Genomic DNA, 21,974 nt, shown 5'->3' with positions numbered 1-21,974 from the left:
TTAAATTGACGAAGCTTGCGCTTCATTCAAAAATGGTAAAACTTATTTTTGCCTCATCGTTCAGTTTTCAAAGTTCGTCTGCCGCTCTTGGCGACTAAATGATAATAACATTTAATTCATTTTGATGTCAACAACTTTTTCGTTTGTTCAACGTTTGTCGCTGGCAACAGAGATAACTATATCACCTGCTTTTTGATCTTGCAAGCATTATCCTAAAAAAACTTTTAAATCTTTTTCTACATCATCCAAAGTTCGAATCCCAACTCCTTGAAGGAAGAATAAATCACTCTAAAGAATACAGCTATATCTAATAACGACTATAAACCTTTAAGGAGCCCTTCATGATGCAATCTGATTTACAGCGGCCTAAGAAACGTTCACCGCTCAGAATATGGTCCGGTACCCAAGTATATACGTTAAAGAGACGACTTGAATGGATGACGGATAAACGAAAATATGTTTCAAAGCGAAATCCTGACCCGATGCCATATCTGATCCATACACACCGCACTCCTCTATATCGCCAACTCCGAGATGTCGACATGGAAGTTCAACATAACAAGGTTATCAATCTGAAGATTGCAATCACCAAACTGAACGGCTCTATCCTGACTCCGAACGACGTCCTCTCCTATTGGAAGATGATCGGCAAGCCGACGAAACGTAAAGGATACGTCGACGGAATGATTCTCCATTACGGAAAAGTCACTTCAGGAATCGGTGGTGGTCTATGCCAACTGTCCAATCTAATCTATTGGATCACCTTACATAGCCCATTGACCGTAACCGAACGTTATCGTCACAGCTACGACGTGTTCCCAGATTACCGACGGGACCAACCTTTCGGGAGTGGTGCGACATGTTCTTATAATTATCTCGACTTACAAATCACAAACCAAACGGCGCAAACGTATCAACTCCTTCTATATATAGAGGGAGATCATCTCGTCGGGGAATGGCGCTCGAACATCCCGAATAAAGAACAGTATCGTATATATGAAGAAAACCATCATTTCACCCGTGAATGGTGGGGTGGGACGATCCGACATAACCAGATATTTAGAGAAGTCACTTCAATGAATGGCACACATCTTCGAAACGAGTTCATCACAGAAAATCACGCGATGACGATGTACGACCCATTCCTTCCTGAAAATACTGCATACAAAAAAGCCGACTCGTAATAGCAGAGCCGGCTTTTCAAATGAACTTATGCGTGTGGCAAGAACATGAAGTATGCCAAGAAGATGATCAACATCCCGTACATGATCGGATGAATCTCTTTCGTCTTCCCTTTTGCAATCATCATGAGTGGATAAAGGATAAACCCAAGTCCGATTCCTGTAGCGATTGATGACGTCAATGGCATCATGATAATCGTCAAGAAGGCCGGGACTGCAATCTCGATCTTTTTCCAATCGATATCGAGAAGTGCCGAAGCCATGAGCACTCCAACGATGATGAGTGCCGGAGCCGTGACTGGCGCCGTCACGACTGCCAATAATGGCGAGAAGAACAATGCTAACCCGAAGAATAATCCTGCGAAGACAGCTGTTAACCCTGTGCGTCCACCAGCAGCGACACCTGCTGACGATTCAACGTATGAAGTCGCTGTAGATGTTCCGAAGATTGCACCTGCCACCGTCGCTGTCGAGTCAGCTAACAACGCCTTACTCGCACGTGGTACTTTGTTCTCTTTCATGATCCCAGCTTGACGCGCTACCGCGACGAGCGTTCCTGCTGTATCAAAGAAATCGATGAAGAAGAACGTCAAGATGACAACGAGCATTTGAAGCGTGAAGACGTCACCGAAGTTGATGATGGCTTGACCGAATGTAGATGACATACTCGGCGGCATCGACACGACATCTGAAATGGCTGTCGGAGTTGGCACGAGACCGAAGATCATTCCGACAATCGCCGTCAACAACATCCCGATGAAAATACCACCTTTTACATCGCGCGCCATGAGCAAGGCACTGACCACAAGACCGAATACCGCGAGAAGCGTTGTGCCCGTTCCGAGCGAACCAAGACTAACAAGTGTTGCTTCATTCGCGACAACGATGCCTGCGTTTTTCAAACCGATGAACGCGATGAAGAAACCAATCCCTGCAGCAACCGCCATTTTGAGCGGAGCCGGAATCGCGTTGACAATCGTTTCGCGAATTCCTGATAACGTCAATGCGATAAAGAAGAGACCTGATACGAGTACACCTGACAAAGCCGTTTGCCAAGAAATACCCATCCCGATGACGACGCTATATGCGAAGAACGCGTTAAGGCCCATACCTGGCGCAATCGCAATCGGGTAGTTCGCGAGAAGTCCCATCGTCAATGAACCGACGACTGCAACAAGACCTGTCGCCACGAAGACCGCTCCTGTGTCCATACCCGCTGCCCCAAGAATGTTCGGGTTAACGAAAAGAATGTACGCCATCGCGAGGAAAGTTGTAAATCCTGCGATCAGTTCCGTGCGGACACTCGTACCGAGTGCTGTGAGTTGGAAGTAACGATCGATCCGACTCGTTGTTGATGGTTGTTGCTGTTCTTGCTTGAGCTGTGTGCTCATTTGTTTTCCTCCTTGTGCTCGCCGTAAAACGAGAAAAGGTCCCCGGCAAATGACCGAGGACCCCACGCGAAACATACGAGGGCATACACCCTCATCTATGTCTCGCCGTAGTGAAATCATTTAAGGTGATTTCGTAGAGACTCTCGGGCCATATCCCCGACATTATACGGCAAAATATTTTATAATTGTTCGGTTATAATAAGAACGTTCTTATCGTATCAGCGTGAAAATAGAATGTCAACTAAATTCACGGATTTTACATCGATAAAAAACGTGAATGTTCGGTTTTAAGACAAAACAGAGGGGATATCCCCTCTGTTCAGCTTATTCCCATTCAATTGTTGCAGGTGGCTTAGACGTAATGTCATACAGCACACGGTTAACGTGGCTGACTTCGTTTACAATCCGGACAGAGATCTTCTCAAGCACATCCCATGGAATACGTGCCCAATCGGACGTCATGCCATCGATTGAAGTGACCGCACGGACACCGACAGCATAGTCGTACGTACGCTCGTCACCCATGACTCCGACCGAGCGAATCGGCGTGAGCACCGTGAAGTATTGCCAGATGTCGCGTTCAAGTCCAGCTTTCTTCACTTCTTCACGTAGAATCGCATCGGATTCACGCACGATCTCTAACTTCTCTTCCGTGATTTCACCGAGGACACGAATTCCAAGGCCTGGACCTGGGAACGGTTGGCGCCAAACGATATAGTCAGGAAGACCGAGTTCTGTACCGAGTGCACGGACCTCGTCTTTAAAGAGCGTGTTGAGCGGTTCGATCAACGTGAAGTTCATATCTTCTGGCAATCCACCGACGTTATGGTGTGATTTGATTGTTTGTGCTGTGTCTGTCCCACTCTCGATGATGTCTGTGTAGAGCGTCCCCTGTGCGAGGAAGTCCATATCGACGAGTTTCGATGCTTCTTCATCAAATACGTAGATGAACTCGTTTCCGATGATCTTACGTTTTTGCTCAGGGTCCGAGACACCAGCCAGTTTCGTCAAGAAACGTTCTTGTGCATCGATTTTAATGACCTTCATGTTGAATCCGTCCGCGAACGTCTTCATGACGCTATCCGCTTCCCCTTTACGAAGGAGACCATGGTCTACAAACATACACGTCAACTGGTCACCGATTGCGCGATGAACGAGTGCGGCCACGACAGAAGAGTCGACACCGCCCGAAAGCGCACAAAGAACTTGCTTATCGCCAACGATTTCACGGATTTTCTCCACTTCGAGGTCGATAAAGTTTTCCATCGACCATTCGCCTTTGGCACCACATACTTCATAGATGAAGTTTTTCAAGATGTCGTTTCCATACTCCGAGTGACGAACCTCTGGATGGTATTGGACACCGTACATTTTCAACTCATCGTTTTTGATTGAAGCGACCGGGCAAGACGGGTTCGTTCCATCGACGATAAATCCTTCCGGTGCTTCCATGACGAGGTCACCGTGGCTCATCCATACTGTATGTTCGACTGGAAGCCCGTTATAAATCGCTGATGCTTCCGGCGTTGAGAACAATGTCGCTTTTCCGTATTCACGATGAGCGGCACGTTCCACACGACCACCGAAGTGATGTGTCATGAGTTGCATCCCGTAGCAGATCCCGAAGATTGGAATACCCAGTTCAAAGATCTCTGGATCACAACGATATGCACCTTCCGCGTATACGCTGTTCGGTCCACCCGAGAAGATGATGCCGATCGGGTTCAATTCGCGAATCTCCGCTGCCGTCATCTTATGTGAATGCAACTCGCTGTATACGCCAAGATCACGGACACGACGTGTGATCAACTGGTTATACTGACCACCAAAATCAAGCACCAAAATCATTTCTTGTTCTACTTTCACGAAATCTCCACCTTTCTGCCTTCTCCTCAAAAAAAGGACACGCCCCTCCCCCAGATCAACCCAAACCGAAGAAGAAGCACGCCCTTTTCTTTGTATACGAAACGTGCTCCTTCATAGTCGGTCCATTTACGGTGGTCCGGTAGAGACTCTCGCGCCAATTCACGAGTATATACGAAGGAATGCCATGTTCAATTATCTAACTAATGCGTCTATCTTACTTGATGCATCTCATCACTTCAACTCATAATTCGACGAATCATGATTTTCCAATATTCTTTATATTTTGAATTTGGCTCTTGTTCTGCGTAAACAACTTGCTCAAACAAAGCCGTCAGACGGGTCATATCATTCGTTTCATAGTAGGCATCGACCTCTTTAGCGAGTTCTGACGGCGTACGTCCATCAATTTTAAATCCGTTCGCACGCAGTCGTTTCATCAAATAGCGGTGCATCGAGACGAGACGCCCATCCGTGAGCGGACGACTCATCCACCAGACATACATGATTTGACGCGCGATGATTTTACGATTCCAAACGAGGATCACCACGAGGAAGAGAATGACAATCCATCCCCACACGGGCATGTTGCGCGCCTCCTCTTGAACATCACCTGTCGTCACATCATCGATCAACAAATCTTCTTGCGGACGGTTTTGCGTATCGTTGTCTTGATTTGCTTGGGGATCGTTCGCAGCCGGTGTCGTATCTTCCGTATCCGTTTCTCGTTCCATCTGCAATAAGTTGGCGTCCGAGAAACTGATTGTCGCTTCTAACGGAACCCAGCCCGCGCCTTCAATGAAATACTCGACCCACGAGTGGGCGTGACGATTTCGAATCGTATATTCTTCTTCACCTTGAACGACCCCTCGTGTGTCACCCATCGTAAACCCTTTTACCCAACGCGTCGGTATGCCGTTCGCACGCAACAACACGGCAGCTGACGTCGAGAAGTTATCGCAATACCCGATTTGTGTGTCGAACAGGAACTGGTCAACATAATCCGTGTCCCCCTCCGGTTGTGCCACATTTTCGGTATCGTATTGAAATTCTCCATTTCGGAAATACGCTTCTACCGCTTCCGCCTTCTCGTTCGGTGTCTCACTCTCCGCCGTAATGTCAGCGGCTAAATTTCGTACACGCTCTGGCAACGATTCCGGTAGCTGTAAATAGACCTGTTGCTCTTCTTCCGTGAGCGACGTGATTTCTTCATTTAATGCAAGCTGTTCTTCAGAGAAAGCCGGGACACTATAACGAAGTTGGATCGTCCGCGGAGTCGATTGTTCCTCATTTTCAAATACAATCTTTCCGGACGGTTGCATCGTAATCGTCTCGTTCGGGAACGCCCGCTCGATGTCACCAACTCGAAATTCGGTACCGGACTCCGTTTCGATGGCTTGCGGATATTCTCCACCATAAGGAACGAACGGTTGTCGGCGCTCAAAACGTAATAATGCCTGTTCCGGTGTCGTATCCACTTCCGAGTCCACCAACTGACCACGATTGTAGTTCGAGTCAAGGACCGGTGCCTCAACCCAACCTTTCCCCGTATAAATCGCCTTGGATTCGATGCGCCAATAGCGGGCCGGCACGCCGCGAGCGATGAAGACGATGCCGTCGTCCTGTTCAAACGGACCACCTAGCGATTCGTCGTTCACTCCATACCCAACTCGGCCTGGGCCACTCCCATCTCCTTCCGTCGTCGCATTCCGGAAACTCGTAGTGATCCGGTCAGACCAATCGCCTTCAAGCGTTGGCGAAGCGTTTGCGAGAGCCACGACGACACTGAGGAGTAGTCCGATACTGACGAATCGGACGAGCGATTGACTCGGTCGTTTCGCCAAATCGGTGACAAATAATAAGAGGAGCGATGTGACGATGGCATACAGGATATTGCCTTCCCCGTCATACAACGTCCACGTATCAAAATAAGCCATAACCCCAAGTGTCGAGACAATCATCCCAAGTGCAAAACTGTAACTCGGATAGGTTCGTCCGACGAGCACGGCGAACAGCAAGCCAATCAGCGCCATGGCAGAGAAGAAAATTGCTTCATTCGGCAGCTCACCGCTCATGACACCCATCAAATCTTCCATCCATAGCCCAAACCAGTCCAGAATACTGCCATGATGGACATACAAGATGACGAGGAAATGAAGAAGCGAGATCCCAAGGAAAGCAGCCCACGGCAGAAGACTGGCAAACATCGGCACGATAAGCAGGAAGTAAAACGGCCACGTCACATCGAACGTCGTACTTCCGACAATCGGCTCAATCCAGAACGACAACAAATAGGCGGCAAGCGCCGTATAGACGATTCGGGTTACCCATGTCTTCATACCGTCACCTCATTTACTGCCGTGTAGAGATGATAGCTACCTTGTGTCTCGTGCATCAACTCTCGAATGGACGTCGTTTCAAACGGACTGATCAAAATCAAATCTCCAGTTTGTTGAGGCAGATTTTGCTTCACTCGTTCGACGAGACGCCCCTCGGCTTCTGGCGTGGCGGTCAACAAGTAATGGCCGACTTCCGCACTCTGGTCGGGAAGATGGAACAGTCGCACCTGCTCTTCGATGACGTAAAGTTCAAACGGCAGATTTTTTCGTTCTAACTGACGAATCGCCCCAACGAGTAAGGAAAGGGAACGTTCAAACGCCTCTTCATACCCGGCAGAGACGGCAGGCACGAATACGAGTGAGAGCTTCTTCTCTTGTTCCTGGTCAAACGTCTTGGTCATCAAGTTCCCTCGACGTGCGGATGCCTTCCAATCAATCCGTCCGATTCGGTCCCCTGCCGCATACTCCCGAACTCCGCTGGTCGTATTGGCCACTTCGGTATACGTCCGCATTTGACGATATTGTTCCCCACGACCGCCGACATGTTCGTCTCGAGGTAAATCAAACGGCAATTCGGCAGGCGACACCTCGACGACCGTTTCGAGTCGCAACGTCCGCTTCCGGTCGAACAAACCGAACACATCGCGTACATGGAGCACGGTGCGGTCAAAGACATGAATCCCACGCTTGATCGCCCCGACCTCATACTGGACGACTTCTGCCTGCCGGAAAAAACGGTCAACCGGAACGACAATCGTCTTGTCTTCATCCGTCAAACGTTGTGGCAATCGTTCCTCTAACGTGACCATCCCAATTAAGAAGGGATACTTCCGTTCAATTCGTAACTCGACGTCCATCGTTTGTCCAGAGACAAGTCGCTTCGTCGTCACACGACGCAATACGTTTGCCGCCGTGACCGGATAAATCATAAAGAGCGTCCAGTAGACGGTCAACACGACGAACGACCACCATAATGTTGAGGCGACGATACTGCCTTCGATGCGGGCAAATGCATACAATCCGAATGCCGCCGCCCATACAACGAACAGCTTCATCCAGTTTTTCATACTTCATTGACCTCACGATCCATCGGGACAGGTAACGTATCCAGCCAATCTTGAATCAACTGATTTGGTGACTTTCCTTTATATCGCGCTTCCGCTGTCAAAAGGACGCGATGTCCGAGCACGCTCGTCGCCATCGCCTTCACATCATCCGGCAAGACGAAATCACGATTATGGATATACGCCCATGCCTGTGCTGCTTTCATCAACGCAAGTGTGGCTCGCGGACTCCCGCCTAAATACGTATGCGGATCTTTTCGCGACTCATGTACCAGTCGCACGATGTACTGCTTGACCGCACTCGACACATGTACGTCTCTCACTTCACGTTGCATCAGTTCGACTTCTTGCTTCGTGATCACGCTCTGAAGCGCCTCGAGCGGCTCTTCTTTTTCAAAACGTGACAACAACGCAATCTCTTCATTGAACGTCGGATAGCCCATCTCGATTTTAAGTAAGAAGCGATCCAACTGTGCTTCCGGTAACGGATACGTCCCTTCATGCTCAATCGGGTTTTGTGTCGCCATGACGAAGAAAGGTGACGGTAACACTTTCAACTCCCCGTCCACTGTCACACTTCGCTCAGCCATTGCCTCGAGAAGAGCCGATTGCGTTTTCGGTGAGGTCCGGTTGATTTCATCCGCTAAAATGATGTTACCCATGAGCGGACCTGGTCGATATTCAAATTCTCTCGTTTTTTGGTTATACATCGAAATCCCGGTCAAGTCGGATGGCAGCATGTCCGGCGTGAATTGAATGCGCTTAAAATCTAAGTCAATCGCTCGACTGAACGTACGAACGAGCATCGTTTTCCCCACTCCTGGTACGTCTTCAAGTAATACATGCCCACCTGCTAGCAAGGCAGTGAGACTTTTTGCGATGACTTCTTCTTTTCCGACAATCACGGTTTCAATAGCGGTAATAATCGATTGGACAGTTGGACGGTACATGACGGACTCCCCTTTTTTCTCTGGTCTAGGATGACTGAAAGTTAGAATGTTCTGACTTTATTGTGACACAAGCGAGTATCGGAAAGAAAGAAATACCGCACCCAAATGCGCTTCCTATTTCTTTACCCAAAAAACGTGTCCGTTCTTTAGAAAAAACGGGCACGTTTATCGATTATTCTGGGCGCTTCACATCAAATAGTTCCCCAAGGGTCGCATAACTATTGCCCGCCATCCGACTGACAGGCGCTAGCCGTTTGGCATCGATGCGTCCTTGACTGTATAACTCTCGATCAATATGAAAACGGACAATTCGTGCAATCAATAGATCGGCAGTCGTTTTTCCGTCATGTTCAATCGGCAAGTGATGATGGAGCACACATTCAAAACGGATTTTCGCTTCTTTGACCCCTGGCGTTGAAATCACATCACTCGGTTGAAGCGTAAAGTCCGTACGAGATAGCTCACTCTCATCTGACGCAAGGTTGGCGGCCGTTTCGTTCACGTTGATGACGTTCGTCTCATCTACGACATGAATCACCAGTTCATTCGTACGGAGTGCGTTACGCGCCGTGTCTTTCATCACGCCATCTTTTCGTTGAACCGAGACAGAGACGAGCGGAGGATTGGATGCGACTACATTGAAGTAGCTAAACGGGGCGGCATTAATCACGTCCCCATGTTGTGTTGTGACAAACGCAATCGGTCTTGGAACAATACTGCCAATCAAAAATTTATATGTGTCTCGTTCAGTCAAAGCAGAAGGTTCAATCGATAGCATAGACTCACACTCCTTTTTATCTTAACTTCAAAATAATCACTTCATCAGACAATGTCAACGCAAAGCAGGTTGACACGTGTACATTTCATGTATTTTGGGTAAATCGCATTATGTGTATATGATTTTAAACACTTCGTATAAGCAAATTGTTTCATTTTCCCTTCCCGGTCTCATAGAATTCAGGGCAAGGAAAAGATGACCTATCGTTTTTTATGTTCAAGGAAGGAAGTAGAACGAATGATCAGCAAGTGGATTGAACAATTGAACAGTCGTCAAATACTCAGTATTTTATATAGTGTCTGTGGATTCAGTCTGGTTTTGACCTTGATTGGGGCCTGGTTCGTTCGAGATGGGAATGTCTCCACTCTCGAACTCACTGCTCTCCGATGGATTTGGATGATTGGGCTCGTCATGTTCATCAGTGCCATCTTATTAATCGGACGCCCGCTCATCAAACGGATGGCCGACCAGAACAGCAGACTGAAAGCGAAGAAAGAAAAGCTCGAAAACGTATTGAACGAATCGAAATTAAACGAAATCAATCTTCAATATCGCAATGAGTTGATTGAAGTATTGGCCTCGAAAGAATCACTATTCGATTACTCTTCTGTCATTGAAAAGATTGTGTTGCTTACAAAATCTGAGTTCGGTGCCCTCTTACTCACCAAAGACGGAGAAATCACGTCTGTCGTACCGAAAGAGATGACCGAAGATCAACAAGAAAGTCTAAAGAAAGATTCCCTTTTGCTTAAACGAGTCATGATTTCAAAGTTACCGGCCGCCACTTCTAAGCGGGTCGTCGATGCGTTACACACGTATCCATATTATATCTATGAGACGGTCATTCCTATCATGGACCCATCGGATAATAGTCTGATTGGCTGTCTTTACTTGGCTCGTTACGACGAACAGTACGATGCCAGTGAAAAATCGGAGTTGAACGCATTCGCAAGCCAACTCGCCATCTCACTTCTCCGCATGCAGCTTTATCGTCAGATGCAGCAGGATCGAAAAGAAACAGCGCAACTCATCAACTCTGTACGGGAAGCCATTTTGTATGTGAACTATGAAGATGATACGGTCGTCGGCAATCGCGCCTTCATCCGCATGTTTGATGATTTACACTTCGACTACAAAGGATACGAAGAACTCTCTGCCATCGATATCGATATCGAACAGCTGGCGGAACGGGTCGATCAGCATGAACAGTTTGTCCGATACTTCGAGCGCGTCTTCACACAAGACCCGCCGGAAGACGGACTGACGATTTCAATCGACCAAGGCGATTGCTTCATTCAACTTTATGCTGAAAGCGTCTATCGGGACCGCAGACTTCGTGGAACGATGCTCGTCTTACGTGACGTCACGGCCGAAACGGAGATTGATCGGATGAAATCTGAACTCGTCTCGACCGTCTCGCATGAATTACGGACGCCTTTGTCCTCGATTTACGGATTTACCGAGCTGATGCTGTCACGTGATTTGAAGGAAAGTCGTCGTGAACTGTATTTGAAGACGATCCACGATGAAGCGAAACGCCTTTCCTATCTCGTCAACGATTTCTTAGATCTTCAAAAAATGGAGTCTGGAAAACAAGCGTTCGAGTGGGAACCGGTCGACTTATATCAGCTCGTCACAGATAGTGTCGCGTTTTATCAGGAAACGACGGACCGACATGAGCTGTTCATCGACACCGATACCGAACAAGATTTCATTATTGATGCGGACTTAGAAGGGATGCGTCAATTGCTCGGCAACCTATTAAGTAACGCCATCAAATATTCGCCAGATGGCGGGAATATCCTTGTATCGCTCGAACGCGTAGATGAAGAGGTCGTGATGAAAGTAAGAGACCATGGTATGGGAATACCAAGTGCCTCACTCCCTCATCTCTTCGGTAAATTTTATCGAGTCGATAATTCGGACCGTCGAAAAATCGGTGGTACCGGACTCGGTCTCGCAATTTGTAAAGAAATTGCCAAAGCGCATGAGGGTCAACTCCATGTCGAATCGATATATGGAGAGGGCAGTACATTCATCTGTGAACTACCAACCTCAAAAGAGCACATCATGCAATAACACGGTCATGTCGACCGTGTTATTTTTGACTCTTTTTTGCCTAATTTGGAAGGAATCCTTTGACAATATATAGAAAGGAAAGAAACCGATGCATTTTCGTGGATGTAGGATACCCTATCCATTTATTTTTACACGTTTTAAGCCAAAAACAAGATATACTGATTATAAAGAGATTGCTAGGATCGGAGGACTTGCCATTGGATCATCGTGACCCGCCTTTTTCAGAGATTGGAGATTTTAATCAATTGGGACGTTTTGAGATTGACGTACCTCACATGGGGGAGCAAGCGAAGTTTCAATCTGCCGCTGCTTTGATTCGGAAGCACGTGCCATTACGCCTTGGTGGATTTTACATTATTGCGAGCGAAGAGGAAATTTTGCATAGTGGTTCACATGATGCGAATCTTCAAAAACATTTGATTCACCTATTACAGCAGGTCCTTAACGGTCATATAGAAGACGAACGCCTCGTCCAAGAACAAGTGTGGACTGTGCATTATTTCACGACACCATAAAAAAGAACTCGATTTAAGTATCATTACTTATCTCGAGTTCTTTTCATTCACTCCCAACGTGACATCATTGAGATTGTTTTTTCATAGTATTCTGTAGCAAGTTTATATTTACCTGAACTACGTAATTCTCTAGACAGCCATAATGCGTATTTATGTGTGTAATATTCATCGTAGGCTTCAAAATAATCTACTGCTTTTTTGAGGCTATGAATCAGCTCATTTTGATCACATTTCTTATACTTGTTTACATAGATATCGAAGTGAAAGTCAAACTCAATTAAGTCCTCTTTGTTGCCTTTTAATTCATAACCAACTGTTAACCACTTCATAATACCCTCGATGTCATTTTGAGCAACATTTACCTCGAGTAAAGACATCACACTATAGAGTTTACTTTTTGCACCTTCTTTAACATTAAAACTATCAAGAAAGTATTGTTGTGCTTTTTCTTGATCACCAATTAAAAAATAGATATCTCCCATGTTATTGTAAAGCATTCCATAGTAATCATTTAAGTTTGCCTTATCCGCTACTTTCGCTGCTTTTTCGTAATGCTCTAACGCTGTGGTGTATCGTTTACGTCGTTTAAATGACAAACCGATAATCATGTGTGATTCGATGATTCGTTCGAGACAAAAATTCTCTTGGAAATACTCGAGTGCCGGTTTTACGTAATCAATCGCTTGCGAATAATCCGTAAATCGGTGATAAAGTGCGCCCATCACATATCGCATATCTGCTTTTTCCCAGTCCGGAAGACCCGAATCCGCCATGTCCTTCCCTACTTTTTCTAATAGGTTAACAGTTGTTTCACGATCAGCAGATTGATATAAGAACATGTAAATGCACTGTATCAAATCATAACGTATTCGATCATCATTCGATAACTGATCTTTAATCCAGCCAACTTCGATTAAATATTGAACATTTCCACCTGGTGTGATTCCAAATCGCGCCAAAGTGATCAACAATGTGACATACAACTCTTTTGACTGTAAAACAACAGGATTCGTTTTGAATTTTTCAATTCGCTTAAAGTATTTTTCCTCTTGTCTTGATAATAACGCTTCCTTCAAAGTGTCACGAATTTCTTTCTTCGTTTGATCTATTTTCTCACTAAAATCATAATAAAGTGGAACATCTAGTTCTAGCCGTTCAAAAATCAATTCCAATACTTCATCACTAGGTGTTGTTTGGTTATTTTCAATTTTACTTAAATATGAAATCGAACAAATCCCTCTAGCAAGCACAGACTGCTTCATATTTTTTCGCATGCGTTCCACTTTGATTAAGTTTCCAAAATTATATTCCATATCAAGCAGTAGCCCCTTCGAACTAAAATAGTCGATTTTTTTAAAATAAATTAGTCTTTTTGTCATACGTTCAGGAAATTCATCTCAAAAAACCCGTCTAATAGAGCACTTTTAACAGAAAGTTTCCCAACCGAATCATCACCTTTTAACAAAGATGACATGATAATATTGAACTAGTAAATACAGTTTCTACAAATTACCTAGTCAATTTTTACTAAATCGCATATTTCATTTCAATCATCACTACGGAGGTGAAAATGACAAATGGGAAAACTAAGTTTCTTACTTGCCGAAGACTACATTAAACCTAAAATTTATTTTAAGTCAAAGCAAGTTCCAACCGTAAATACAATGTACACTCCTGAAGATCATGATAACTTTTCAGGGTTAGAACATCTAACCCAGTTGTTATCTTCTCCTAGAGGTTTTATTGTAAACGCTTTTCAAATTGATTACTATCAATCGTTACCTCGATTGATTGCCAGGTCTATAAAACATATTCATTCATTTAAAAAGTTATACATTTTAGGACCTGAACTTTCTCTTTCAATTTTAAAACGAAGTACAAAAACAATTTATGAAAAACAGTTGCTTGATTATGAATATATTAATGTTGAACAAGATCCTGATTTTGTAACGAATCAATGTATCACATTACTTGAAGAAGGACATATTTTGTATATCTTGCCCGAAACATCAGTTTGTTGGAGACCAAATTTAATCACTGAAACTGATAAGATATCACATTCTCTTTGCAGTACGCTATTGAGTCAACAAGTAAATGTTTCTATTCTAGCGACTGCTGTAAAAAGTGAATCTGAAAAAGTAGTGATTTTTCCTGCCAACATCCCAGATGCTTACTCAGGAGATATGGAGACACGTATATATCAGCAATCTGAAACACTGTACCAACTGTTCGATTCTTTGAAAGCCGATGAATAATCAGGATTTTCTGCTTTAAAAACATAAAATAATTGTTTAATGGAGGTTTTATTGATGAAAAAAGTAACAGGAGTACTATTTATCGCAACAGCAGTTTTACTTTTAGGAAGTTCTGTTAGACCATTAGTGGACGATATGCCTCGCATCGTCAAAATAAATGAGCCTATCAAATTACATGTTGACGATATGCCTCGTATCGTTAAAGTGAATGAACCAATTAAACTTTTCGTTGATGACATGCCGCGCATTGTTAAAGTAAATGAGCCTGCTAAATTATTCGTCGACGACATGCCACGCATTGTTAAAGTAGATGAACCAGTCAAACTACTTGTTGATGATATGCCACGCATCGTATAAACTGATTTGCTCAAGACGCCTCGTGCGTCTTTTTTATTTTAGAAAAAAGGTAAATGAATTATATATTTCCCTCCATTTTTTCCTTTTTACTTATATAATAAGCAGGGACAACCTAGATGCACTCTCATACGCCGCCCTTGTCACCAGTTTAATGAGTAAAGGAGTTTGAACATTGAATGAAACAAAACCGTCATGGAGTTTAAAGCTGTTACTTAGTTCTTCACTTGCAATATCCGGGACAGCGATTGTCCCGTTCCAATTGGATTCTTCCGGCATTCAATCGACTGTCGCCGAAGCCGCCTCGACCTATACCACTACCGCCAACTTAAATCTTCGCCTCAGCGCAGCTACTTGGAGCCCAGTCCTCTTGACAATCCCATCTGGCTCAAGCGTCACGTATATTAGTACATACGGTTCGTGGTACAAAGTCAGTTATGGAGGCAAAACAGGCTATGTCGCTTCTCAATATGTTTCGGTCTCGAACACTTCTGCTTACTATAAGACAACAGACCGATTAAATATGCGCCTCACCGCTGCTTCATGGAGTGATGTGGTCACCGTGATCCCTGCCGACGCGACCGTGAAGTATGTCAGTCGTTATGGGTCATGGTATAAAGTGACGTTCAATGGAAAGACGGGCTATGTCGCTTCTGCTTATTTAACACCTACGAGTGACCCAGTCCCACCTTCGGACTACTATAAGACGACTGCCAACCTGAACCTGCGTCTCAGCGCCGCTTCATGGAGTTCCATCGTCACAACGATTCCATCGGGTGCGACTGTCAAATATGTGAGCCGTTACGGGTCATGGTATAAGGTCACCTATAATGGGAAAACCGGTTACGTTTCTTCTGACTATTTAATGGCGACGACAGCTCCCGTCACTCCGTTTTCTTATTATAAAACGACCGTGAACTTGAATATGCGTCTTAGCGCCGCTTCATGGAGCGATGTCTTGACCGTCATTCCAGCTGGATCGGTCGTCAAATATGTCAGCCGTTATGACTCGTGGTATAAAGTCACATACAACGGCAAAACCGGGTATGTAGCATCCGAGTACTTGAAACCTACGACTGTTACGACACCAACGGATACAAACGGAACCGGTAAAACGGTCGTCATCGACGCAGGACATGGTGGAAACGATCCTGGCGCTGTCTATGGCTCTGTTTATGAGAAAGTGATTGCACTTGATATTGCGAAACGTCTAGCTGGCGTCTTATCGAGCACCTATGACTACAACGTTAAATTGACTCGTTCGAACGATACATACCTCTCCCTTGAACAGCGTGTGTCACTCAACAAGTCTTATAAAGGGGATGTGTTCGTCAGTCTTCACGCGAACTCTTCCGTTTATAACACGGCACATGGACACGAGGTACTCGTCCCGACGTCAGAAAGTTATACGACAAACCCTTACGTTTCCGCTAGCCGTAGTCTCGGCTCAAGTATCAACAAAGAGATCGCTTCACGGATTTCCACGATTCAAAACCGTGGGGTCAAGTATCAAAATGTATACGTAGTCGGACGGAACGTTTCACCTTCTACCCTTGTCGAATACGGATTCATCAGTAATTCAAGCGACCGCTCACATTTAACGAGTACGACATATCGTCAACGAATGGCTGAAGCAACGGCATCCGGCATTCATCAATTCATGCGATCTTATTACTAAAAACAAGGAACTTAGCACTCAGCTAAGTTCCTTGTTTGATATGGACTCGCCAAATCATATGGGATGCCCCAGGTCCCCAATAATGTTCGAGGATATGAGACGGCTCACCCAATCGTTTCTGCCAATAGGCTTGTGCGCTCGGGAATCCGGCATCTAAATAAAAGACCTTCTTCCCTCGAACCGAAATTTCACGCATCATCTCTTCTAACAGGAATTGCCCGACACCTCGCCGCTGCATTCGTGGTGACACATAGACACTCCCTAGCTCAATCGCATCACGCTCAATTTGTATGTTGCCTGAGATGATATCATTCGGAGGTAATAACGCCCCTGCTCCGACAAGGATTCCGTCCTCTTCTACAACGTACAGATCAACGGTGTCATCATCGAAATGATCTTGAATCGTCGTGTTCAGACGCGCCACTTCTTCATCGAGCAAATCGGCATCTTCAAACCGCTCTCGTCGAATCAAGTCACTCAAACTCTCCATAAATAAGCGCTGCAAGGATTTCACGTCTGATTGTTCGAGTGCACGAAAATTCAAGACGGCCACTCCCTTTTCTTTTTTGTTTTACTCTTTACCCTCACGAATTCGTTGCGTAACACTCGGGTACGAGGGAATCATTTCTTCGAGCGGCTCATAATTCAATTTACCGTACGTTTTCCAAATGACTAAAATCGCAGCGGTCCATAATATGATTGTCAAATGAATAAACCCGATTGGATAACCACTTTCCGCTTCGAACCCGACCATCACGAACATTACGTTGAACATCGTATGCATGAGAAAGGCCGACCATAAATTGCGCGACGAACCGTTGTATACCCAAGTCATGATGATCGTATATGCCATCACGGCTAAGCCATACGCCCAAAATGACAAATTCGCCTGTCCTGTTCCAGCCATGAAGAAGAGCGGAATATGCCACATCGCCCAAAGGACCCCCAGTGACAGGCTAGCTAGAAGTGGAGAGAATCTTGATTGTAAGGCGTCCAGCAAATAGCCGCGCCATCCATACTCTTCCTGCAACGTCCCTCCGAGAAATAGCATATAGAAGAAGTATGGGACGACCCACCACGGTTCTCGAACGAGTAGGGCACCGCTTCGATCCGTCCACCAATACGCTACGAGAAATAAGAACGGAACCAACAAAAAAGGAATCGCATACGCCTTCCAACTCATCTGGAACTGAATGCTTTTCCGAAGAAGATGTGTCACCCCTTCCCCGCCCCGAAGTCGATACATCGTGAGAAACCCTGCAATGCTTGGACCAAACGCCCCTAAAATAACGATGACCATGATTGGTAAATCGGTCCACCAGTACAAACTTCCCCATATAAGCCATGAGTAGCCGAATGAGACCAATAAGAAAAAGTTGATGTATTTGTTTTTATACATAATCAGCACCCCTTCAGCAATGTAGTACCCGTTATTTGATTGGAAGAATAGCATTTGAATCTTTTTGTATGTAATTATAATTGTTCGGCATATAATGAAGTGATGAATGGATTAAATAACCCTATGAGGTATCGACACTATGGAACAGATTAGCACGCATACAACAAGTCACAATGGATTTTTGATGATACTCGCTTTTCTCATTGCCAGCGTTTCAGCCTTGATGGCACTCGAATTAGCGAAGCGGGTCACAGGAGGTGTGACAACGTCTCATCGTACTTGGATTTTATTTGGTGGTACCACGCTAGGTCTTGGCATCTGGTCCATGCATTTTGTGGCCATGCTCGGTCATGCGTCCTTACATGAGAGCACCTATTCGATTTGGCTCATTATCGGATCAATGATTCCGGCGATTGTCGGGTGCATCCTGTCGTTCGGTTTGATTTCTCGCAAGACGACATGGATGTCCTTACTGCAATCTTCCGGTTTGATGGGATTTGGAATCGTCAGCATGCATTATATTGGCATGAAAGCCATCCAAGGTGTTCAATTGGACTTTGATCCCTTATGGGTATTGATTTCAATTGGTATCGCTTGGGGCGCTTCCTTTCTCGCCTTATGGGTAGGTTTCTTTTCGTCCTACGCTACGGCACGGACATCCTTGCCCGTTAAACTAATGTTCTCCCTTCTGATGGGGACAGCTATTTTCAGTATGCACCTTGCTGGAATGCGGGCAACGACTATCATTCCTGATGCTTCACCCGCCAGGCAGGTTCCGATTGATCCGACCCTACTCGCATGGTTAGTCACGAGCATCGTGTTTCTCTTATTCGGGATGTACTTTATTGCGTATACGTTAGAACGACAAATCCAAAAACGTGACCTTTTTCAAACGACGATTTTAGAATCGACAACGGATGCTGTAGTGACGACGACAAGCGATGGTGAAATCCAATATCAAAATCAAGCGTTCGCTCACTTATTCGAGGGACATGCGACAGAACCCTTTTTTCAGGATTATCATCCTTTGCTGTCGGCTCAACAGCCGTTCTATCAGCCGGTACAAATTGACACGAATCATCGTACGTTAGAAGTGACGTCTTATCCACTTCAAGATGGTTCAAACAATCAAGTACTCTGGTTTATCCGAGATGTGACCGAAGCAGTCGCCTCTCAGCGTCTGATTGAACATATGGCTTTTCACGATGCATTGACGGACTTACCAAATCGGCATAAACTGGATGCCCTCTTGAAGGAATGTATCTCACAAGAACGTTCGGTCGCCTGTTTATACATCGACGTAAACCGCTGGCGTTTCCTAAGTGACATTCTCGGGCATCACGGAGCAGATGAGTTGATCATTCAAGTCGCTGACCGCCTCAAACATACGATTCACCCAGACGATGTATTGACACGAATCGGACCATCCGAGTTTGTCATTTTACTATTTGCGCAACGCAGTTCGCTCGCTCATCAAAAGGCTGAAAAATGTATTAAGGCGATTTCATCCAGCTTCGACGTGGATGGCACGACTCTTGAATTGACGATGAGTGCGGGAATCAGTCATTTCCCTAAGGATAGTGCTTCTTCCGAAGAACTTATTCAATTTTCTCGTCTTGCCGCTGATGAATCCAGACAAGATGGAGAGAATAATATCAAATTATTCGAAGAATCATCACGACCTCAACTCTTGCGCAATATCGAGATAGAAAAAGCACTCGTCACCGCACTAAGTAAAAACGAACTGACACTTGTCTATCAACCGAAAATCGATTTGAAGCGGAATCGATTAGAAGGCGCGGAAGCGTTACTTCGATGGCAACATCCACAAATCGGAAAGGTTGCGCCATCTGACTTCATCCCGATTGCGGAAAACACGGGGTTAATTCATTCGATTGGTCATTGGGTCATTCGGGAAGGTTGTCGCGCTTGGGTGCGTTGGCAACGAACTGGGATACGTCCCTTTACATTATCCCTTAACGTTTCCCCGCTCCAATTTGCGCGCGAAGACTTTGTTGATACGCTACAATCCATTCTTTTGGAGACGGGGATGGACCCGATGTATCTCGAATTGGAAGTGACCGAGTCCTCGATGCTTTCATATGAGGCCTCGACTCGTGAAAAACTGACACAGTTGCATCAGCTCGGGATCCTCATTTCTCTCGATGATTTTGGGACCGGCTATTCTTCGTTCAGCCAACTTCGGGAACTTCCTGTGCAAGTATTAAAAATCGATCGGTCGTTTATCGAGAACCTGTTCACCGACCGCAATCAAGAGGCCATCGTCCGCTCGATGATTCAACTCGGTCACAACCTTGGTATGAAAGTTCTCATGGAAGGTGTGGAAACATCCGCCCAACTCGAATGGTTACTCAAGGAATCATGTGACTACGTGCAAGGCTACTACTTCAGTCTTCCGTTGTCTGAGACAGACGTTCCGCTTCACGTAAAACAAACAACGACCTATCTCGAATTCGGGAAACACTAAAAAATCGCTTCTGTCAGGTGACAGAAGCGATTTTTTATTAAGACACATGTTCTTTTTCTTCTTCACGAATCAAATGATATTGATCGAGAATCAACTGAGTCAACGTGTCCCCTTCACGAAGATGAAGGTATTTTTCAATCGTTGACGAGATGCCGTGTTCTTCGATCGACAAATTCAGCTCCGATGATTCCGAATCCTCCGGGTTGTAGTAATGAAGGGCTGCTGCAATCCCGTAAGCGAGTTCGTTCGGCTCGATGCCGTTATTCATCAATTCACGTGCCGGCTTGACGAGACGGTCGCTCGGTCCTAGTTTACGAATCGGTGAACGCGCCACACGCGACACTTCATCCTTCAATTTCGGGTTTTCAAAACGCTTGATGATCTTTTGAATATATTGGCTATGCTCTTTCGCCTCGAATCCGTATTTCTCAAGCAATAACCACCCTGTCTCATACAATGCGCCTTGGACGACTTGACGCACACGGCGATCTTGCAGCGCCTCGTCAATCGTCGCCTTTCCGAACAACGAGCCGATATAAGAGGCGATGGCGTGTCCCGTATTGACCGTGAATAATTTTCGTTCGATATACGGTCCGATTTCTTCAACCCATGTCACACCTTGAATCGGTGGTTGTTCGTTGAGCCCTTGTGTCTCGATGACCCATTCATGGAACGTCTCGACTTCCACGTAAAGCGGATCCTCATGTTGTTGTAGCGGGACGATGCGGTCGACTGCTGCGTTCGGGAAGAAGACATTCGCCTCCCCGACACCACCACACGCCTCTACTTCTTGGCGAAGAATTGCACTCCCACCAATCATGTTCTCACATGCGATGACATAGACCGGTGCATCCTCGACTTCACGAGCACGAAGTCCTTCACTGATCAAGGGTGCCACTTTTGAGAGGAGTGACGGTCCGACAGCCGTCGTCACGAGATCTGCTTCTGCAATCAAGTCCACGACCCGAGCTGGTTCTTTCAAACTGTTGACACCGCGAACTCGGTCGACGACGACACAATCGACGCCATCTTCCGCAAACCCGACCTCATAATGACGTTTTGCCTCAAGCGCTTCGATGACCGTGTCATTGATGTCGACAAACGTCACCTCGTAACCGCTTTGGTTGAGCAATAATCCGATAAAGCCTCGTCCGATGTTCCCTGCCCCAAAGTGAACAGCTTTCATTTACGCCACCTCTTCCATAAAGAGCGCCAAGATTTCTTCCTTCGTTTTCGCCTGAACAAGACGCTCTACATTGCTTTCGTCTGAGCATAGAATCGCGATTTGCGATAGGAGCTCTAAATGTTCATCATTCACGCCTGCAATTCCGATGACGAGTTTGGCCGTTTGACCTCCAAAGTCGACACCGTCTGGTACTTGCAGGAACGAGATCCCCGTCTTCTGAACCGCTGATTTCGCTGCTTCTGTACCGTGTGGAATGGCGACGTGATTTCCGATATAGACGTTTGCGATCGCTTGACGTTCATGCATCGCTTCTACATACTCCGGCGTCACACAGCCGGCGTCTTGTAGGACGGCTCCGGCTGCTGTGATTGCTTCCTCTGTCGTAGCGAGTGTTTGGTTAAGTCGAATCATCTCTGTTTGAATGAATGGCATTTTAATTTCCTCCTAATGGCTA

Annotated in this window: 18 protein-coding genes and 2 riboswitches; of the genes, 7 read left to right on the top strand and 11 right to left on the bottom strand. The window is 45.7% G+C overall.

Translation table 11 applies throughout. The features are described 5' to 3' along the window. The first annotated feature begins 341 nt into the window (after nt 1–341). Complete coding sequence (locus KNO68_RS13845) at nt 342–1,184, top strand: VanW family protein (RefSeq protein WP_215112652.1); 843 nt, start codon at nt 342–344, stop codon at nt 1,182–1,184. A 26-nt stretch (nt 1,185–1,210) separates the two neighbouring features. Here KNO68_RS13845 and KNO68_RS13840 read toward each other — a convergent pair whose 3' ends face one another. The 6 genes from KNO68_RS13840 to KNO68_RS13815 all read right to left on the bottom strand — a co-directional run bounded on the left by KNO68_RS13840 (nt 1,211) and on the right by KNO68_RS13815 (nt 9,566). Next, nucleotides 1,211–2,572 carry an NCS2 family permease gene (locus KNO68_RS13840; protein WP_251025013.1) on the bottom strand — a complete coding sequence of 454 codons (1,362 nt, stop codon included), beginning with the start codon at nt 2,570–2,572 and terminating at the stop codon, nt 1,211–1,213. An 88-nt stretch (nt 2,573–2,660) separates the two neighbouring features. Beyond that, a riboswitch (purine riboswitch) is annotated at nt 2,661–2,762 on the bottom strand. 134 nt (nt 2,763–2,896) lie between these two features. Beyond that, nucleotides 2,897–4,420, bottom strand: a complete 1,524-nt coding sequence (guaA, locus tag KNO68_RS13835) for a glutamine-hydrolyzing GMP synthase (RefSeq protein WP_031424658.1) — start codon at nt 4,418–4,420, stop codon at nt 2,897–2,899. 112 nt (nt 4,421–4,532) lie between these two features. Continuing rightward, a riboswitch (purine riboswitch) is annotated at nt 4,533–4,633 on the bottom strand. A gap of 41 nt (nt 4,634–4,674) precedes the next feature. After that, complete coding sequence (locus KNO68_RS13830; protein ID WP_215112651.1) at nt 4,675–6,774, bottom strand: transglutaminase-like domain-containing protein; 2,100 nt, start codon at nt 6,772–6,774, stop codon at nt 4,675–4,677. After that, nucleotides 6,771–7,841: a DUF58 domain-containing protein gene (locus KNO68_RS13825; RefSeq protein ID WP_214689419.1), complete on the bottom strand. Its 1,071-nt coding sequence runs from the start codon at nt 7,839–7,841 to the stop codon at nt 6,771–6,773. Before KNO68_RS13825 ends, KNO68_RS13830 begins: the two co-directional genes overlap by 4 nt. Continuing rightward, on the bottom strand, nt 7,838–8,788 hold the full coding sequence (locus KNO68_RS13820) for an AAA family ATPase (protein WP_214685761.1): 951 nt from the start codon (nt 8,786–8,788) through the stop codon (nt 7,838–7,840). Before KNO68_RS13820 ends, KNO68_RS13825 begins: the two co-directional genes overlap by 4 nt. A gap of 172 nt (nt 8,789–8,960) precedes the next feature. Continuing rightward, on the bottom strand, nt 8,961–9,566 hold the full coding sequence (locus tag KNO68_RS13815) for a flavin reductase family protein (protein WP_078146246.1): 606 nt from the start codon (nt 9,564–9,566) through the stop codon (nt 8,961–8,963). A 237-nt stretch (nt 9,567–9,803) separates the two neighbouring features. On the opposite strand from KNO68_RS13815, the gene KNO68_RS13810 reads away from it, so the two are divergent. Together KNO68_RS13810 and KNO68_RS13805 are read left to right on the top strand one after the other, a co-directional pair. After that, nucleotides 9,804–11,645 (top strand): ATP-binding protein, encoded by a 1,842-nt coding sequence (locus KNO68_RS13810; RefSeq protein WP_078146245.1) that lies wholly within the window; start codon nt 9,804–9,806, stop codon nt 11,643–11,645. Nucleotides 11,646–11,842: 197 nt separating this feature from the next. Beyond that, nucleotides 11,843–12,160: a hypothetical protein gene (locus tag KNO68_RS13805; protein ID WP_078146244.1), complete on the top strand. Its 318-nt coding sequence runs from the start codon at nt 11,843–11,845 to the stop codon at nt 12,158–12,160. A gap of 47 nt (nt 12,161–12,207) precedes the next feature. On the opposite strand, the gene KNO68_RS13800 is transcribed toward KNO68_RS13805, so the two are convergent. Further along, nucleotides 12,208–13,473 carry a tetratricopeptide repeat protein gene (locus tag KNO68_RS13800; protein ID WP_214685755.1) on the bottom strand — a complete coding sequence of 422 codons (1,266 nt, stop codon included), beginning with the start codon at nt 13,471–13,473 and terminating at the stop codon, nt 12,208–12,210. A 264-nt stretch (nt 13,474–13,737) separates the two neighbouring features. Between KNO68_RS13800 and KNO68_RS13795 the strand changes: the two genes are divergently transcribed. The 3 genes from KNO68_RS13795 (at nt 13,738) to KNO68_RS13785 (ending at nt 16,447) form a co-directional block, all read left to right on the top strand. Next, on the top strand, nt 13,738–14,415 hold the full coding sequence (locus KNO68_RS13795) for a hypothetical protein (RefSeq protein ID WP_214685753.1): 678 nt from the start codon (nt 13,738–13,740) through the stop codon (nt 14,413–14,415). A gap of 54 nt (nt 14,416–14,469) precedes the next feature. After that, nucleotides 14,470–14,772 carry a hypothetical protein gene (locus KNO68_RS13790; RefSeq protein ID WP_015880690.1) on the top strand — a complete coding sequence of 101 codons (303 nt, stop codon included), beginning with the start codon at nt 14,470–14,472 and terminating at the stop codon, nt 14,770–14,772. 172 nt (nt 14,773–14,944) lie between these two features. Then, nucleotides 14,945–16,447 carry an N-acetylmuramoyl-L-alanine amidase family protein gene (locus KNO68_RS13785; RefSeq protein WP_214685751.1) on the top strand — a complete coding sequence of 501 codons (1,503 nt, stop codon included), beginning with the start codon at nt 14,945–14,947 and terminating at the stop codon, nt 16,445–16,447. Between the two features lie 22 nt (nt 16,448–16,469). Here KNO68_RS13785 and KNO68_RS13780 read toward each other — a convergent pair whose 3' ends face one another. Together KNO68_RS13780 and KNO68_RS13775 are read right to left on the bottom strand one after the other, a co-directional pair. After that, the gene (locus KNO68_RS13780) at nt 16,470–17,000 is read right to left on the bottom strand and encodes a GNAT family N-acetyltransferase (protein ID WP_353047989.1); all 531 of its coding nucleotides are present in this window, start codon (nt 16,998–17,000) and stop codon (nt 16,470–16,472) included. Nucleotides 17,001–17,018: 18 nt separating this feature from the next. Next, nucleotides 17,019–17,846, bottom strand: a complete 828-nt coding sequence (locus tag KNO68_RS13775; protein ID WP_251025012.1) for a CPBP family intramembrane glutamic endopeptidase — start codon at nt 17,844–17,846, stop codon at nt 17,019–17,021. A 139-nt stretch (nt 17,847–17,985) separates the two neighbouring features. Between KNO68_RS13775 and KNO68_RS13770 the strand changes: the two genes are divergently transcribed. Continuing rightward, nucleotides 17,986–20,334, top strand: coding sequence for a bifunctional diguanylate cyclase/phosphodiesterase (locus KNO68_RS13770; protein WP_214685745.1), 2,349 nt, complete (start codon nt 17,986–17,988; stop codon nt 20,332–20,334). Between the two features lie 37 nt (nt 20,335–20,371). Here KNO68_RS13770 and KNO68_RS13765 read toward each other — a convergent pair whose 3' ends face one another. Continuing rightward, the gene (locus tag KNO68_RS13765; protein WP_215112650.1) at nt 20,372–21,520 is read right to left on the bottom strand and encodes a mannitol-1-phosphate 5-dehydrogenase; all 1,149 of its coding nucleotides are present in this window, start codon (nt 21,518–21,520) and stop codon (nt 20,372–20,374) included. After that, nucleotides 21,521–21,952, bottom strand: a complete 432-nt coding sequence (locus KNO68_RS13760) for a PTS mannitol transporter subunit IIA (RefSeq protein ID WP_215112649.1) — start codon at nt 21,950–21,952, stop codon at nt 21,521–21,523. Nucleotides 21,953–21,974: the final 22 nt, after the last annotated feature.

Source organism: Exiguobacterium sp. s75 (assembly GCF_018617145.1).
Taxonomy (GTDB): domain Bacteria; phylum Bacillota; class Bacilli; order Exiguobacteriales; family Exiguobacteriaceae; genus Exiguobacterium; species Exiguobacterium profundum.
Note: the sequence above shows the minus strand (reverse complement) of the source record. Positions and strands in the feature narration are given on the sequence as shown.

Excerpts from the sequence above, each read along its gene's own strand:
- KNO68_RS13845 (WP_215112652.1), top strand. The coding sequence starts at position 342 with ATGATGCAATCTGATTTACAGCGGCCTAAGAAACGTTCACCGCTCAGA.
- KNO68_RS13840 (WP_251025013.1), bottom strand. The coding sequence starts at position 2,572 with ATGAGCACACAGCTCAAGCAAGAACAGCAACAACCATCAACAACGAGT.
- guaA (WP_031424658.1), bottom strand. The coding sequence starts at position 4,420 with ATGATTTTGGTGCTTGATTTTGGTGGTCAGTATAACCAGTTGATCACA.
- KNO68_RS13830 (WP_215112651.1), bottom strand. The coding sequence starts at position 6,774 with ATGAAGACATGGGTAACCCGAATCGTCTATACGGCGCTTGCCGCCTAT.
- KNO68_RS13825 (WP_214689419.1), bottom strand. The coding sequence starts at position 7,841 with ATGAAAAACTGGATGAAGCTGTTCGTTGTATGGGCGGCGGCATTCGGA.
- KNO68_RS13820 (WP_214685761.1), bottom strand. The coding sequence starts at position 8,788 with ATGTACCGTCCAACTGTCCAATCGATTATTACCGCTATTGAAACCGTG.
- KNO68_RS13815 (WP_078146246.1), bottom strand. The coding sequence starts at position 9,566 with ATGCTATCGATTGAACCTTCTGCTTTGACTGAACGAGACACATATAAA.
- KNO68_RS13810 (WP_078146245.1), top strand. The coding sequence starts at position 9,804 with ATGATCAGCAAGTGGATTGAACAATTGAACAGTCGTCAAATACTCAGT.
- KNO68_RS13800 (WP_214685755.1), bottom strand. The coding sequence starts at position 13,473 with ATGGAATATAATTTTGGAAACTTAATCAAAGTGGAACGCATGCGAAAA.
- KNO68_RS13795 (WP_214685753.1), top strand. The coding sequence starts at position 13,738 with ATGGGAAAACTAAGTTTCTTACTTGCCGAAGACTACATTAAACCTAAA.
- KNO68_RS13790 (WP_015880690.1), top strand. The coding sequence starts at position 14,470 with ATGAAAAAAGTAACAGGAGTACTATTTATCGCAACAGCAGTTTTACTT.
- KNO68_RS13775 (WP_251025012.1), bottom strand. The coding sequence starts at position 17,846 with ATGTATAAAAACAAATACATCAACTTTTTCTTATTGGTCTCATTCGGC.
- KNO68_RS13770 (WP_214685745.1), top strand. The coding sequence starts at position 17,986 with ATGGAACAGATTAGCACGCATACAACAAGTCACAATGGATTTTTGATG.
- KNO68_RS13765 (WP_215112650.1), bottom strand. The coding sequence starts at position 21,520 with ATGAAAGCTGTTCACTTTGGGGCAGGGAACATCGGACGAGGCTTTATC.
- KNO68_RS13760 (WP_215112649.1), bottom strand. The coding sequence starts at position 21,952 with ATGCCATTCATTCAAACAGAGATGATTCGACTTAACCAAACACTCGCT.